Consider the following 14287-nt stretch of genomic DNA (forward strand, 5'->3'; position numbering starts at 1 on the left):
GCCCACGGAGCCCCCGCCATCCCGGAGCCGGAGCGCCCCCGCCGGAGGCATCGTTTTGACGTGGGCTGAGCAGCTGTCAGGCCGGCGCGTTTCATCCTTATCAACCCGAGCCGTAGGCGTGCGGACGGCGGCTGGGCCGGAGCGGGGCGGAGACAGGAGCGGCGGCCCGGGCGACGGGCCGCGCGCGCCGCGCCGCGCGCGGCGGGTGCCTTGATGAAGTAGAGAAAGTCTTACCGCGCTGGCCTCAGAGGGCGATCGGCTTGTAGGTCATGGCCCTGTCGACCACCTTCTCGGGAGTCAGCTCGGGGTCTGGGTCTCAGAAGATGTAGTCGCTGATGTGCGGGCAGGCCAAGCCCCGTTCGAGGGCTGCCAGGATCTCGGAGGACTCGTCCTCGGAGGCCTCTGCGTTCATGAGGCGCTTTATGAGGAGAATCGCTTCCTCGCGAGTCATCCGATCAGTTGGCGGCCGTCGTGGCTTCGGACGTGGGGGCCGTTTCCGTCCAGGGCGTCCAGGAGGCGGATCGCGTAGACCTCGGCCATGCGTTCCTCGACCTCGGTCGGCGTCAGCCAGTCGACCGCCGTGGACTCGTCCGAGGTTCGTTCGGTGCCGCCTGAGGGCTTGCAGCGGAAAACCAGGGCGACGATGCCGCGGGTGGTGTTCTTGTAGACGCCCGTCAGTTCGTCCACCTCGACGTGGATGCCGGTCTCCTCCAGGACCTCGCGGGCGACGCCCGCTTCCGGGGCCTCGGTGAGTTCGAGGACTCCGCCCGGGAGCTCCCATGTGCCATTGTCCGCTCGGCGGATGGCCAGGAGGCGGCCGTCTTCGCGCACTACCGCTCCGGCCACGGACACCGAGTGCAGTGGCGTTGACTTTGTTCCCGCGCTCCCGTTACTCATGTACAGGAGCATATGAGAGTGGGTAGGACTGTGGGAACTCCAGCAGGAGCTGGCAGGGCCGTACCTCGGTACGTGCAGATCGCGGACGAGATCGTCCAGCAGATCCGGTCCGGCGTTCTGAAAGCCGGCGACATGGTGCCCAGTGAGTCCGAGCTCGTCGAGCGGTACGGGGTCGCCGGCGGGACCATTCGTAAGGCCATGGTGGAAGTACGGGCCAGTGGGCTCGTCGAGACCCGGCACGGCAAGGGCTCGATCGTGAAGGACCGGCCTCCCGTACGGCTTCGGTCTTCGGATCGGTTCCGCGCTTCTCACCGGCGGGGCGGTAAGGCTGCCTACCTCGCCGAGTCCGAGCAGTCCGGCGCCACCGCGAAGGTGAGCGTCCTCTACATCGGGCCTATGGAAGCGCCTGCGGACATCGCCGAGCGGCTCGGTGTCGACGTGGGGACTCAGGTGCTCGCGCGGCGGCGTCTGTACTTCCGGAACGGGACTCCCGTCGAGACCGCCTCGTCGTACCTGCCGTGGGACGTGGTGAAGGACATCCCCGAGCTGTTCGCCGAGAACCCCGGCCCCGGTGGCATCTACGCCCGCCTCGAAGATCACGGCCACACCTTCGCCGAGTTCGTGGAGACCCTTCAGGCTCGGCCGGCCGCGAAGACGGAGGCGTCCGAGTTGGCTCTGAGTCCTGGCGCCCCCGTGATTCAGCTGGTGCGGGACGCGGTGACCACGAAGGGCCGCGTCGTGGAGGTCTGCGACACGCTCATGGCCGCTGACCAGTTCGTCTTCCAGTACCGGATCCCCGCGACCGACTGACGCGCGCTCAACTCCCCTCAACCCGCTGCGGTTTCTTTCCGTGGCGGGTTGACTCATGTACAGGAGTGGTGCACTCTTCTCCATGTCACTCCTATACAGGAGTGAAGGAGTCCAACCTCTATAGAGGAGTGATCCACTGTGCGTCAGATCCCCGTCGACACGTCCGCCGCGATGGTGATGGTGGCCCAGCCCCCGGCCCCGAAGATCGCGAACCGGCAGACCGGCGAGATCGCCACCGACCGGGACACCGGTGCCCCGCTGATGACCGTCGACGTCATGTTCGTCATGGACGGGAACGCCGAGATCCTCAACCTGACCGTGCCCAAGACCGGCATCTCCGAGGAGCTGGCCATGGGCACACCGGTCGCCCTGACCGGCGTCGTCGCCCGGCCCTGGGAGAACGAGTTCAACGGCCAGAAGCGCCACGGCATCAGCTTCCGCGCCGTCGCCGTCACCTCGCTCGCCACCGCGAAGGTCAGCTGACCCATGACCGCCTTAACGGTCACCCTCGCCCTGGTCGCCACGGTCGCGCTGCTGCTGCGGTGGCAGCGTCCGGCCTGGTACTGGATGAGCTTCGGTGTCGTCTTCGCCGTGGTGCGGATCCTCGCCCGGTACGCGTCGGTCATGGACGCGTGTGGGCTGACCGTCCCGCCCTCGCGCTGGCGCCTGGCGCTGGCCCGGGTGACCGGCCGGCCCATCCCCGACTCGCGGGCGCCCCGGATCCTGCGGCTGCGGCCGACGCGTACCGGGCTCGTACTTCGGGTGAAGCTCCGCCCCGGTCAGGACGCGTTCGACTTCTCCGCCGCCTCGGACCGGCTCCGGCACTCGTTCGTCATGCAGAACGTCACCGCCCGGGAGGTCCGCTCGGGCGTCGTCGAGCTTCGGATGACCGGGTACGACGTCCTCAAGCGGGTTCACATGCCCGCGGCTGCCCGTGGCGGGGTGATGCGCGTTCCGGTCGCCATGCGGGAAGACGGAAAGGTCTACTACCGCGACTATCGCCAGACCCCGCACGCGCTGAACGTCGGTGCCACCCAGTCCGGGAAGTCCGTCTATCAGCGCAACCTCGTTGCCGCGCTCGCCGCGCTGGATGTCGCCCTCGTTGGGATCGACTGCAAGCAAGGAGTCGAACTCGCCCCGCTCGCACGACGGTTCACCGCCCTGGCCGACAACCCTGACGCCGCCGCCGACCTCCTCGACGCGCTCGTCGAGCACATGGAGGACGTCTATCAACTGATCCGCCGCGAGCAGAGGTTGAGTGCAGACCTGCCGGATACGGAGATCACCGCCGACATCTGGGACCTGCCCGATCACCTGCGACCGACGCCGATCGTGCTCTTGGTCGATGAGGTCGCCGAACTCGCCCTCTTCGCCACGAAGGAGGAGGAGAAGCGGCGGGATCGGATCATCACCTCCCTCGTCCGGCTCTCCCAGCTCGGCCGCGCCGCCGGCATCTACCTGGAGATCTGCGGGCAGCGCTTCGGCTCCGAGCTCGGTAAAGGCATCACGATGCTTCGCGCCCAGCTCACCGGCCGGACCGCCCACCGCGTCAACGACGAGACCAGCGCCAACATGGCCTTCGGGGACGTCGCCCCGGACGCCGTCCTCGCCACGGTCCAGATCCGCACCGACCGGCCCGGCACCGCCGTCGCCGGCGACTCCTCCGGTGGGTGGGTCCGCATCCGCACTCCCCACCTCACGCTCCGGCGGGCCGTGAACATCGCGAACTCCCACGCCCACCGCACGCCCGAGCTCCCCGCACTGGACGCCTTCCGGCCCGTCCTGCCGCCCCTGGGCAAAGCCGCGGCGCCCTCGACCGTCACGGCTCCCGCGATCGCCTGAATCCCCTCGCTCCACGGCGGCGTGACCCCTTCACGCCAGGTCCCTACCCCGCCCATGCCCGAAACCGGAAGGAGGACCCTCCGATGCGTCCCATCCGCCGACCGGACGCCGTCCTCGTACAAGCCGTGATCGCCGGCGCCCTGTCCTTCGCTCACCTCCACGACCTGGCTGCGGCTGCCGGACAGTCCGGTTGGAAGGCCTGGGCCTACCCGGTCTCCGTGGATCTCCTGCTCGTCGCCGCCTGGCACCGGCTGCGGACCTCGCGGGCCGCCGGTGAACCTGCCCGCTCCGCCTGGACGTGGTTCATGGTCGCCCTGGCCGCGTCGCTCGGTGCGAACGTCGCCACCGCCGGTCTCCTCGACCTCGGCCACGTCCCTGCCTGGCTGCGCATCCTCGTCGCGGGTTGGCCTGCCCTCGCGTTCCTCGGCGGGACCCTTCTTGTCCACTCCCCTGGACATCCGGCGGTCGCCCAGCCTGCCGAACCCGACACGGACGCCGGGCAACCCTCGGCCGTGGAAGCGGTCATCGAGCGGGATGACGTGGTCGAGCCGGAGCCCGAGATCGCCGCCGCCCCGGCTCTCCCCTCTCCGGAACCGGAGCCGGTCCCGGAACCCGCACCCGCACCCGCACCCGCACCCGCACCCGTGGCCGTACCGCCAGCACTCGTCGCTCACGCCCGGAAGATCGCCGACGACTACCGCGCCCGCACCGGCTACCCGATCGACGCCGACACCCTCCGCGCCCGCCTCGGCGTCCCGCCCCTGATGGCCAACGCCATTGCCGCCCAGCTCGCCTGAAGGGAGGCCCTCATGGCCCCTCGCGACCACTTCCACTCCGTGATGCGGATCGGTCCAGTGCAGATCGGCACCCGCCGCGACCGCAACGGCCGCACCAAGTACGCCGCCGTGTGCACGGCCGACGGCTGCGGCTGGTCCGCCGAGTACTCCAGTTCCTCGGCCGCCCAGCTCGCCGCCCGCACGCACCGCTGCAAGCCCCGCTGACCCCAAGGAGATCTGCGTCATGGACGTCCCGCTCTGGCTCGCCCTGATCGTCGTCGGCGGCCTCGGCATCAAGCTCATCCGCCCGCCCTGGTGGCTCGTCGCCGTGATCCTCCTCGGCGGCTACCTCCTCGCCGACAGCGTCCTCGCCCCGCTCATCGACACCACGATCAGCAAGTAGGGAGAACCGTCATGTTCCAGCCGCGCATCCCGGTCAACCCGCTTCCGACCGGCATCGTCACCCCACTCGTCCAGCCGACCGTCACCGCCGACATCGCACCCCACCACACCGCCGACGCCGTGGCCTGCAACCACCACCACGCCCCGGCCCCTGCTCCGGTCCCGGCGCCGTCCTCCGCCGTGCGCCTCACCCCGGCTGGCTTGGCCGTCGTCGTCGCCGGCGGCGTCGGAGCCGTCCTCGTCGTCGGCACGGTCCTGGTCTCCATGCTCCTCGCCGTCGCCATCAGCGCCGCCTCGGTCGCCGTGTGCGCCGTCGTCCTGCGCTCGCTCCTCAACGGCCAGCAGCGGCGCCGTTAGTCGGGCCCCCGGGCGGCTCAACCGCCAAGTCTCCGCCGCCCGAAAGCCCCGCTCCCACCCAGCTCGCAGAACCAGAAGGAAGCACTCCATGATGACCGCCCCAGCCGCCTCGTCGGCGGGATTCGACACCGCCACCCTGGGCGACATGCTCCGGGTGGCCGGGGCCCCCGGCTTTGACCGCTGGAAGGAGCAGATCCACCGAACCGGCGGCTGCTCCCACCCGATCCACCTCCAGGGCTGGACCCTCACCCGGGACAAGTCCACCGGCGAGACCCTCCACCGGTACTCCACCGACACCGAACCGGGCGCACGGCTTCGGATCGCCTGCGGCAACCGCCGGGCCTCCCGCTGCCCCGCCTGCGCATGGACTTACGCGGGCGACACGTACCACCTCATCCGCGCCGGCCTCGCCGGAGACGACCGCCGGGACATCCCCGCCACCGTCCGCGAGCATCCCCGCGTCTTCCTCACCCTCACCGCCCCGTCCTTCGGACCGGTCCACAACCGGCCCGACCCCCGGCCCTGTCGCTGCGGCGTCCGCCATGCCGAGGACGACGCCGACCTCGGCACGCCGCTCGACGCCGAGTCGTACGACTACGCCGCCGCTGTCCTCTTCAACAACCACGCGGGGCAGCTCTGGCAGCGGTTCACGAATCGGCTCCGCCGGGAGATCGCCGCTGCGGCCGGCCTCTCGCAGAGGGAGCTGAGGGCGGTCGCCCGGATCTCGTACGGGAAGGTCGCCGAGTTCCAGAAGCGCGGCGCCGTCCACTTCCACGCCGTCATCCGCATCGACGGCCCGGACGGTCCCGACTCCCCGCCGCCGTCCTGGGCGACCACCGAGCACCTCACCGACGCAATCCGTGCCGCCGCCACCCACGCGTACACGACCGTCACCGTCCCCGCCGCCGGCGACCAACCCGCCCGCCGCCTCCGCTGGGGCACTCAGCTCGACATCCGGCCCGTCCAAGCCTTCGGCGACGGATCCGACATCACCGAACAGGCCGTCGCCTCCTACATCGCCAAGTACGCCACCAAAGCCGCCGAGACGACCGGCAGCCTCGACCGTCGCATCGGCAACCGTGAGGCCCTGGTCCTCCTCGGCGTCCCCGACCACACCCGCCGCCTTGTCGAAGCCTGCTTCGACCTCGACCCGCTCTACCCGGACCGTCGTCTCCTGGCCTGGGCCCACATGCTCGGCTTCCGGGGCCACTTCTCCACCAAGTCCCGCCAGTACTCCACCACCCTGGGCGAGCTCCGCCAGACCCGCGCCGACTACCGCGCCGCCCAGGAACACACCGCCCGCGGCCTCGACCGCATCGAGCCGGATACCGTCCTCGTCCTCACCTCCTGGTCCTACGCCGGCCAGGGCCACTCCCCCGGCGAGGCCGCCCTCGCCGCCTCCATCGCCCGGGACATCCAGCTCAACCGCGAAACCGCCCGCGAAGCCCTACGCGACCAACTCGCCCTGGAAGGAGCAACCGCATGACCGACCGACTGCTGACCGTGGGCCAGGCCGCCGAACTCCTCGGCACCACCGAGAGGTTTCCGCGTCGGCTCATCGCCGAGCGCCGGATCGTCTTCGTCAAGGTGGGGCGGCATGTCCGCATTCCTGAACGGGCCTTGGAGGAATTCGTCGTCGCCCACACCGTCCAGCCGATCACCACTCGTCGCCGATTCGCGGCGGTGGCCTGATGGCGAACAGCAAGGGGAAGCGGCGGCGCTTCGGTGCAGTGCGCAAGCTGCCCTCAGGGCGGTTTCAGGCTCGCTATCAGGGTCCCGACGGGATGACGCGATCGGCCCCCGAGACGTTCGCCTCGCAGACCGATGCCGATCGGTGGCTCGTCCGCAAGGAAGCGGAGATCCTCGACGGCAAATGGAAGAACCCTGACGACAAGGTTCTCTTCGGGGTGTACGCCGACGCCTGGTTCAAGGAACGCGACTACGCGGCCACCACCCGCGAGCGCAACGGCAGCGCCCTGCGCCTTCACATCCTGCCGACCTTCGCGGACGTGGTCCTGAGTGAGATCACCACACCCCAGATCCGTCGCTGGCGTGCCGGCCTCCTGGAGTCGGGTGTCGGTGAACCGACGGTCGCCAAGGCGTACCAGATCCTCCGCGCCATCATGAACACTGCAGTCGACGACGAGCTGATCCAGCGCAACCCCTGCCGTATCAAGGGCGCCGGAGCGGCCAAGACAGCTGAGCGGCCGTTCCTCGACGTCACCGAGGTCTTCCAGCTCGCCGACGCCGTGCCGGCGCGCTTTCGGGTGTTCATCCTGCTGGCGGCCTTCACTGGGCTCCGCTTCGGTGAGCTTTCCGCGCTTCAGCGTCATGACATCGACCTCGACCGTCGAACCGTCGCCGTACGGCGTTCTCTGGCCGAGACCCGTACCGACGGCATCCTGGTCAAGACGCCCAAGAGCGCCGCCGGTGTGCGCACCGTCGCCTTCCCGGCCTCTCTGGCGGAGAGCCTGGCCACGCATCTCGCCGTCTACGCCGAGCCTGGTCGCACCGGGCTGGTCTTCACCGGAGCCCGCGGTGGGCAGCTGCGCCGGAACAACTTCCGCCGGCTGTGGCTGCGGGCCCTGAAGACCACCGGCCTCCGCGACGTCCACTTCCACGATCTGCGCCACACCGGGAACACCCTCGCCGCGACCGGCGGCGCCACGACGCGGGAGCTGATGCAGCGGATGGGGCACTCGTCGGTGCGGGCCGCGCTGATCTATCAGCACCTGGTGAACGGGCGTGACCACGCCATCGCCGCTCACGTCGACGAGCAGATCAGGAAAGTCCGGCCGAGCGAGTCCGGCGATGCTTCTGGCACGTAACTGGCACGGCGTCCCTCCCCCGCCTCCCCGGCCGGGGAACGAACAAGGCCCAGGTTCCCGGTTCAGTACCGGTGCCCTGGGCCTTCGTCGTTCTACCCGCTGGTGGGCGCGGACGGTTTCGAACCGCCGACATCTGCTTTGTAAGAGCAGCGCTCTACCCCTGAGCTACGCACCCGTGGAAGAGGCAACAGCCTACATGGCCGATGGGTGGGTGCCGCAAACGGATGCCTCCCCAGGGGCTGGGCTGGGGGTAGCCCCACCCCCGGGACGGTGGGTCGCCGGATCGTGACCTGGGGTGGTCGGGTTCTAGGTTCGGGGGGTCTTGGGTGTCGCTTCTGGGGGATTGATCGTCATGGCCCTACACCGCACGTCCCGTGCGCTGCTCGCTTCCGGTGTCGCCGTGCTCGTGCTCGCGGGGTGCGGGGGCGCCGCCGATGCCGAGGGGGCGCCCGTGGAGCGGAAGTCGTTCGCGTTCGGCGGGGACGCGCTCACCGTCGACTCGGACAACTCCGAGCTGGTGATCACGCCCGCCGACATCCACGACGTGCGCGTGGAGCGGCAGGTCGACGGGTGGGTGTTCATGGGGTCGGGGCCCGAGGCCAGCTGGAAGCTGGTGGACGGGCGGCTCACGCTGCGCGTGGAGTGCGACGGCGTCTCCGCCAGCTGCGGGGCCGTGCACCGGATCCAGGTGCCCCGCGGCGTCGCCGTCACCGTCGAGGACGACAACGGGGGCGTGACCGCCGAAGGGTTCGACACCCCGCTCAAGGTGCGGTCCGACAACGGGGACGTACGCGTACGGAAGGCCACTGCGGCGCTCGATCTCGGGAGTGGGAACGGGGAAGTCCTCGTCGAGGACTCCGTCACCTCGCCCGAGGTCGCCGTCCGGTCCGACAACGGTGACGTACGGATCACCCTCGGCGCCGTCCCCCGCAAGGTCGACGTCGTCACCGACAACGGCGACGTCACCGTGACCGTGCCGAAGGCCGAGTACGCGGCGTCCGGCGCCAGCGACAACGGTGACGTCCGCCTCGACGTGCCCCGCCGCGAGGGCAGCGGGCACGTCGTGAGCCTGCGCAGCGACAACGGAGATCTCCTCGCCCGTACGGTGAACTGACCGGGCCGTGTGTTCGTCCTTACCGGGTGGGAGAATGAACCGGACCGGGCACGGCGGACACAGCACGGGAGAGGTACGTGGCGGCGAGCGACGCGAGGGGCGCATCGGCGCCCAGGAGTTCCTCCACGTTTTCGTTGGCGCTCGCGCTGCCCCTGCTCGTGGGGGCGCTGCTGCCGCAGGCCTTCGCCGGCGGCGGGACGCGCCGTTGGTTCGGTGGGCGCGGTGAGGGGCAGCGGGCCGAGGCGCAGGCCGCCAAGGACGCCGCCGCGGCCGCCTTCTACGAGCTCGACACCGCCCAGCGCGGGCTCCGCATCTCCATCGAGACGATCACCGCCGTCGACAGCTCCCCCGAGGCGCGCCGCGCCGTCGAGGGCTTCGAGGCGCTCGGGCGGCGCATCGACGAGGTCAGTCACCACTACATCTCCGCCGTCGACGCGCACGATCTCGACCGGGACGAGCTGGACGCCGGCACCGCCTCGCGCGCCCGTACCGAGCTGAACCGCGCCAAGGAGGAGCTCGACCGCGTCAAGGGGGAGTTGGACCGGTACGAGGAGGGGCTCGCCCCGCTCCTCGGTCGCGCCGAGACCCAGCTCGCCCGGCTCGCTCCCGCCGTCGAGCGCGCCCGGCAGGCGCTGCGGGGCGCGAGCGGCGCCCTGGACGCCGTACGGGAGGGTGGGCTGCGCGCCGACGACCTGGCCGCGCGGCTCGCCGCGCTCGGGCCCGAGCTCACCCTGCTCAACGAGGGTGCCGGCCGCCACGGCGTCGCCGAGACGCTGCAGCGCGCCGACCGGGTACTGCGGGACGCCGAGGCGGTACGGGCCGAGGCCGAGCGGCTGCCCCAGCGCGCCGCCGAGATCGACAAGCGGCTGGTGTCGCTGCGTACCCGCACCGAGGCCCTGACCACCCGCGCCGGCGGTGTGGAGCCCGTCCTCTCCGAACTGCGGCGGCGTTTCTCGGCCGCCTGCTGGCAGGACCTCCAGCACGTGCCCGAGCAGGCCGCCACCACCCTCCGGCAGGCCGAGGAGCGGCTCGCCGAGGCCGGTGGGGCGCGGGCCGAACAGCGCTGGCCCGACGCCACCTCGCTGCTCTCCACCGCCCGCACGCTGCTCGACTCGACCGACGAGGCCGTCTCGGCCGCCGGGGAGCGGCTGCGCCGCCTGGACGCCGTCGCGAAGGACCCGAAGGCGGAGATCGACCGCACCCGGTTCGCGGTACGGGACGCCCAGCGGCTCGCGATGGCGGGGCGGGCCACGCCCGACCCTCGGCACGCCCGGCCCCTCGACGACGCCGTCGCCCGCCTCGACCGGGCCGTGGACGGTCTGGAGGGGCGCCACCCCGACTACTGGCACTTCCTGACCGAGCTGGAGGCCGTCCGCTCCTCCGCCGCCCGGGTCGTCGGCCAGATCCGGGAGGATCGGGGCTCCGGATCCGGCCACTGACGCCGGATGTCGGGTGCCGGGTGCCGGGTGCCGACTGCCGGACGTGGGATGTCGTGTGCCGGATGCCCGGTGCGGTACTGATGCCGGGCTCGGCCCGCCGTTAGCCTGTTCCCATGCCTCGTTACGAATACCGCTGCCGCACCTGCGGCGACACCTTCGAGCTCAGCCGTCCCATGGCCGAGTCCTCCGCTCCCGCGTCCTGCCCCGCCGGGCACGACGACACCGTGAAGCTGCTGTCGGCCGTCGCCGTCGGCGGTTCCGCGGGTGCCGCCCCCGCCCCGAGCGGGGGCGGCGGCGGCTGCTGCGGCGGGGGCTGCTGCGGCTGAGTCGCTGCAGTGGGCGAAGGCCGCCTCCGCTCAGCCGGCGGCGGCCGCCCGGAAGCGGCGGAGGATCTCCTCCCCCGCCGCGACACCGCGCTCCGCGAGCACGTCGAGGTGGGGTGCCGTCCAGTCGCTGTCGGCCAGTTCGCCGTGGCCCGGGCGCCAGGCCCGGTCCGCGGCGAGCAGCAGGTCGGCGTCGAGGAGGGAGTCCCCGGCGGCCAGGGTGAGCGTGGCGCCGGTGCGGCGGGCGACCTCGCGGACGGCCGCGCTCTTGGTGAGCGGCTTCGGTACGGCGTACACCTTGCGGCCCTGGAGCGAGACGGTCCAGCCGCGGTCGCCCGCCCAGCTGCCGAAGCGGTCCAGCCAGTCCTCGGGGAGCCGCTCCCGCTCGACGACGAGGTAGGCGAAGAGGTCCTCGGCCACCCGGTGCTTGCGCACCCAGGACAGGTCCGTGGTGGCGGTGAGGTAGGCGCGGATCTCGGAGAGCGGGGCGCATTCGTCGGCGAGCCTGCGGACGACGGACTCGTGCCAGTCGCGGTCGGAGACGCCGTCGACGAGGATGTGCCCGCCGTTGGCGCAGATCGCGTACTTCGGTGCGGTGCCGGGGAGTTGGATGCGCTGGTACTGCTTGCGCGTCCGGGTCGTCGTGGGGACGAAGACCGCTTCGCCGGTGAGCCGCGCCAGGAGGTCGGCGGCGTCCTCGGTCATGTAGGAGAGCGGCTTGGACTCGTGGACCTCGACGCAGAGCAGCCGGGGCGCCTGGGCGTCCGGCATGCCGAGGGCGAGGGCGGCGGACGAGTAGATGAGGGTGCGGTCGAGGTCGCTCGCGACCAGGGTCGTCGCAGGTGCCGGCGTACTCACTGGGACACCACCGCCTTGCCGTCGGCGCCTGTCGCACCCCTCGTGTACTGAGGGTGGATCAGGCCCACGCAGCTGTACGGGAGTTCGTCGACCTCCTCGACCGGTACGCCGCGCTGTTCGGCGAGCAGCCGGACGTGCGCGAGGTCGGCGTCGGCTCCCCGCTTGGCGAGGATCTTCCAGGGGACGCGGCGGAGCAGGACGCGGGTGGTCTCGCCGACGCCCGGCTTGACCAGGTTGACGTCGTGTATGCCGTACTCCTCGCTGATCCGCTCGACGGCCGCCCAGCCCTCCCAGGTGGGGGTGCGGTCGGTGGCCAGGAGCTCCTTCACGTCCGTGTCGACGGTCGCGGCGACCTCGTCGAAGCGGGCGGCGACGGCGTCGAGGAAGGCCTCGGAGACGTCGGCGTCGGCCAGTTCGCGGTAGAACTTGGCGCCGTGGAAGTCGTCCGGTCCGACGAGGTCGGAGCGGAGCACCGTACGCGATATCAGCCCGGAGACCGTGGAGTTGAGGCACGCGGAGGGGATGAGGAAGTCCTCGCGGGTGCCGTAGGTGCGGACACAGGAGCCGGGGTCGGCGAGGACCGCGATCTCCGGGTCGAAGCCATCGAACTCCCTGACGGCTTCCGCGAGTTCGCGGGTGATCGCGCCCTTGCCCGTCCAGCCGTCGACGAACACGACGTCGGCCGGGTCGTGGTGGGCGGCGAGCCAGCGCAGCGCGTTGGCGTCGATGCCGCGGCCGCGCACGATGGAGACGGCGTAGTGCGGGAGGTCGAGGCCGTGGCGCGCCTGCGCCCAGCGGCGCATCAGGACGCCGACGGGGGTGCCGGCCCGGGCGAGGGAGACCAGGACCGGGCGGGCGGAACGCTCGGCGAGGACGGTCTCTGTGACCGTGCCGACGGCGCGGGCGATGCGGCTGGCGGAGCTCTCCAGGGCGGCGTGGAAGAGCTCCTGGTAGCGCTCGCTGGGCTGGTACTCGACGGGGAGCGACTCGGCGTAGTGGGCGCCGCCGCTCTGTATGGCCTCCTCGCGCTCCTCGGTGGGCGCTTCGAGTTCGACGTCCGAGAGGTCCTGGAGCAGCCAGCCGACCTCTTCGGGTGCGTACGAGGAGAAGGCGGGGCCGCGGAGGGGCTCGGGCAGCATGGAGCTCCTTTCGGGAGCTTCGGGAGCTTCGGTGACGGAGACCGTGGGGGTGTAGGACGGGATCACCGCGAGCACGACGCGCGGGATGTGCGCGGCGAGCTGGGCGAGCAGGCCGTCCGGGGCGTGCAGGGCCGGGGTGTCGGCGGCGGAGTCGACGACGAGGACGACGGCGTCGAAGTCCGCGCCCGCGACGTTGTAGGCGTAGCGCTCGCCGGGCCCGTCGGCCGGGTCGTCGTGGGCGGGGAAGACGAGCCGGGTGCGTATCGCGTAGCCGGGGTCGTCGACGGCGAGGACGGGCGAGCGGGTGGTCGTGGAGTAGCGGACGTCGTGGCCGGCGTCCTCCAGGGCCGTGCCGAGGCGCAGCGGCGCGTACATCAGCTCCTCGAAGCCGAGAACGAGCACGCGGGGGCCTGCGGGCGGGGTCTCGAGCTGTCCCTGGGCCTCCTGGGTCCCCTGAGCCTCCTGAGCCCGCTGGGCCTCCTGGGTCCGCTGGGCTGCCTGGGTCCGCTGGGCTGCCTGGGCCTCCTCGGCCCCCTGAGACCGCTGGGCCCCCTCGGCCCCCTGCGTCCGCTGAGCCTCCTGGGCCCCCTGACCCGACCCCGGGGCGGCGGGCCGTCCCAGCGCCTCGGCGATCGTGTCCGCCAGGGCCGGCAGGGCCGCCTCCAGGCGCGACCGGTGCTCGGTCGTGAAGCCGTGCCGTCCGCCGTCGGGAAGCTCCTCGGGCCAGTCGAGCGCCACCCGCACGGGCGCCTCGCGCGGCGCGTGGGGGAAGGCTGTGGAGGTGGGGACCGACGCCGTGTGTTCCGCCACCAGCGCCTGGCCCTTCTCCAGGACCCCGGCCGGAAGGCGGACCGTGCCCGCCGCGCCGGCGATCAGGTCGACGCGGGCGCCGATCTCCGTCGCGAAGGCCTCCAGGCGGCCGAGGTCGGCGGCCGAGCGCATGTCGACGAGGGCCACGACGACGTACCGCCCGCGCGGGTAGCGCTCGTGCAGGGCGCGGATGGTGTTGAGGACGGTGTTGCCCGTGGAGAACTCGTCGTCGACGAGGACCAGCGGCCCGTCGCCCGCGAGGAGCTTCGGGTCCTCCGGGAGCAGGAGGTGCGAGGTGGCGTGCGAGTGGGACTCCTCGAAGCCCCCCGCGCGGGCCACGCCGGCCACCGGGCGGCGGGTGGAGTGGAGGTACGGGGCGAGGCCGAGGCCGTCGGCGACGGCGTGCCCGAGGGCGGTGGCCGTCTCCGCGTAGCCGAGGACGACGGACCGGGCGGCCTCCTCGTCGCCGAGGAGCTCACGGACGCGCCGGCCGAGGTCGAGGCCGGAGCCGTACACGACGGAGGGGCGCTGCGGCACGTGCTTGCCGAGCACGCTGGAGACCAGCAGGTGCGCGCGCTTGGGGTTGCGACGGAGTGCGAGGCCCAACAGGGCCGGCAGCTCCTCGTCGCCGATCAGTTCGACGCCCAGCCGCTCCGCGACCCACGTTCCGGTCCACACCACGTCGTCGACGT

At 71.8% G+C, this 14287-nt stretch carries 16 protein-coding genes and 1 tRNA gene; 13 read left to right on the forward strand and 4 right to left on the reverse strand.

Annotated elements, in window-relative coordinates; all coding sequences use genetic code 11:
• Positions 1-447: 447 nt before the first annotated feature.
• Positions 448-909, reverse strand: a complete 462-nt coding sequence (locus tag ACN9M0_RS10595) for an NUDIX hydrolase (protein WP_426403497.1) — start codon at positions 907-909, stop codon at positions 448-450.
• Here ACN9M0_RS10595 and ACN9M0_RS10600 point away from each other — a divergent pair, their 5' ends adjacent.
• From ACN9M0_RS10600 to ACN9M0_RS10645, 10 genes are all read left to right on the forward strand, one after another.
• Positions 910-1707: a GntR family transcriptional regulator gene (locus ACN9M0_RS10600; RefSeq protein WP_426403498.1), complete on the forward strand. Its 798-nt coding sequence runs from the start codon at positions 910-912 to the stop codon at positions 1705-1707.
• 138 nt (positions 1708-1845) lie between these two features.
• Positions 1846-2190: a hypothetical protein gene (locus ACN9M0_RS10605; protein WP_426403499.1), complete on the forward strand. Its 345-nt coding sequence runs from the start codon at positions 1846-1848 to the stop codon at positions 2188-2190.
• Positions 2191-2193: 3 nt separating this feature from the next.
• A complete protein-coding gene (locus ACN9M0_RS10610) occupies positions 2194-3549 on the forward strand; it encodes an FtsK/SpoIIIE domain-containing protein (RefSeq protein ID WP_426403500.1) in 1356 nt (451 codons plus the stop codon).
• A gap of 83 nt (positions 3550-3632) precedes the next feature.
• The gene (locus ACN9M0_RS10615) at positions 3633-4346 is read left to right on the forward strand and encodes a DUF2637 domain-containing protein (protein WP_426403501.1); all 714 of its coding nucleotides are present in this window, start codon (positions 3633-3635) and stop codon (positions 4344-4346) included.
• A 12-nt stretch (positions 4347-4358) separates the two neighbouring features.
• Complete coding sequence (locus ACN9M0_RS10620; protein ID WP_426403502.1) at positions 4359-4550, forward strand: mobile element transfer protein; 192 nt, start codon at positions 4359-4361, stop codon at positions 4548-4550.
• Between the two features lie 19 nt (positions 4551-4569).
• On the forward strand, positions 4570-4728 hold the full coding sequence (locus ACN9M0_RS10625) for a hypothetical protein (RefSeq protein WP_107425749.1): 159 nt from the start codon (positions 4570-4572) through the stop codon (positions 4726-4728).
• 11 nt (positions 4729-4739) lie between these two features.
• On the forward strand, positions 4740-5084 hold the full coding sequence (locus ACN9M0_RS10630; protein WP_426403503.1) for a SpdD-like protein: 345 nt from the start codon (positions 4740-4742) through the stop codon (positions 5082-5084).
• An 88-nt stretch (positions 5085-5172) separates the two neighbouring features.
• Positions 5173-6570 carry a replication initiator protein RepSA gene (gene repSA, locus ACN9M0_RS10635; protein ID WP_426403504.1) on the forward strand — a complete coding sequence of 466 codons (1398 nt, stop codon included), beginning with the start codon at positions 5173-5175 and terminating at the stop codon, positions 6568-6570.
• Positions 6567-6776, forward strand: a complete 210-nt coding sequence (locus ACN9M0_RS10640; RefSeq protein ID WP_341623205.1) for an excisionase family DNA-binding protein — start codon at positions 6567-6569, stop codon at positions 6774-6776. The genes repSA and ACN9M0_RS10640 overlap by 4 nt, the downstream gene beginning before the upstream one ends.
• On the forward strand, positions 6776-7912 hold the full coding sequence (locus tag ACN9M0_RS10645; protein WP_426403505.1) for a tyrosine-type recombinase/integrase: 1137 nt from the start codon (positions 6776-6778) through the stop codon (positions 7910-7912). Before ACN9M0_RS10640 ends, ACN9M0_RS10645 begins: the two co-directional genes overlap by 1 nt.
• A gap of 100 nt (positions 7913-8012) precedes the next feature.
• On the opposite strand, the gene ACN9M0_RS10650 is transcribed toward ACN9M0_RS10645, so the two are convergent.
• Positions 8013-8087: transfer RNA gene (locus tag ACN9M0_RS10650), tRNA-Val, on the reverse strand.
• A 177-nt stretch (positions 8088-8264) separates the two neighbouring features.
• Here ACN9M0_RS10650 and ACN9M0_RS10655 point away from each other — a divergent pair.
• The 3 genes from ACN9M0_RS10655 to ACN9M0_RS10665 all read left to right on the forward strand — a co-directional run bounded on the left by ACN9M0_RS10655 (position 8265) and on the right by ACN9M0_RS10665 (position 10791).
• Positions 8265-9026 carry a DUF4097 family beta strand repeat-containing protein gene (locus ACN9M0_RS10655; RefSeq protein ID WP_366038148.1) on the forward strand — a complete coding sequence of 254 codons (762 nt, stop codon included), beginning with the start codon at positions 8265-8267 and terminating at the stop codon, positions 9024-9026.
• A gap of 134 nt (positions 9027-9160) precedes the next feature.
• Complete coding sequence (locus tag ACN9M0_RS10660) at positions 9161-10465, forward strand: hypothetical protein (protein ID WP_366038149.1); 1305 nt, start codon at positions 9161-9163, stop codon at positions 10463-10465.
• A gap of 113 nt (positions 10466-10578) precedes the next feature.
• Entirely contained in the window at positions 10579-10791 is a 213-nt protein-coding gene (locus ACN9M0_RS10665) for an FmdB family zinc ribbon protein (RefSeq protein WP_366038150.1), read from the forward strand.
• Positions 10792-10821: 30 nt separating this feature from the next.
• Here ACN9M0_RS10665 and ACN9M0_RS10670 read toward each other — a convergent pair whose 3' ends face one another.
• Together ACN9M0_RS10670 and ACN9M0_RS10675 are read right to left on the reverse strand one after the other, a co-directional pair.
• Positions 10822-11646, reverse strand: a complete 825-nt coding sequence (locus tag ACN9M0_RS10670; RefSeq protein ID WP_366038151.1) for an HAD family hydrolase — start codon at positions 11644-11646, stop codon at positions 10822-10824.
• On the reverse strand, positions 11643-14276 hold the full coding sequence (locus ACN9M0_RS10675; protein ID WP_426403506.1) for a phosphoribosyltransferase: 2634 nt from the start codon (positions 14274-14276) through the stop codon (positions 11643-11645). The genes ACN9M0_RS10670 and ACN9M0_RS10675 overlap by 4 nt, the downstream gene beginning before the upstream one ends.
• Positions 14277-14287: the final 11 nt, after the last annotated feature.

This window comes from Streptomyces sp. R-07, from assembly GCF_049913175.1.
In the GTDB taxonomy this organism is placed as follows: domain Bacteria; phylum Actinomycetota; class Actinomycetes; order Streptomycetales; family Streptomycetaceae; genus Streptomyces.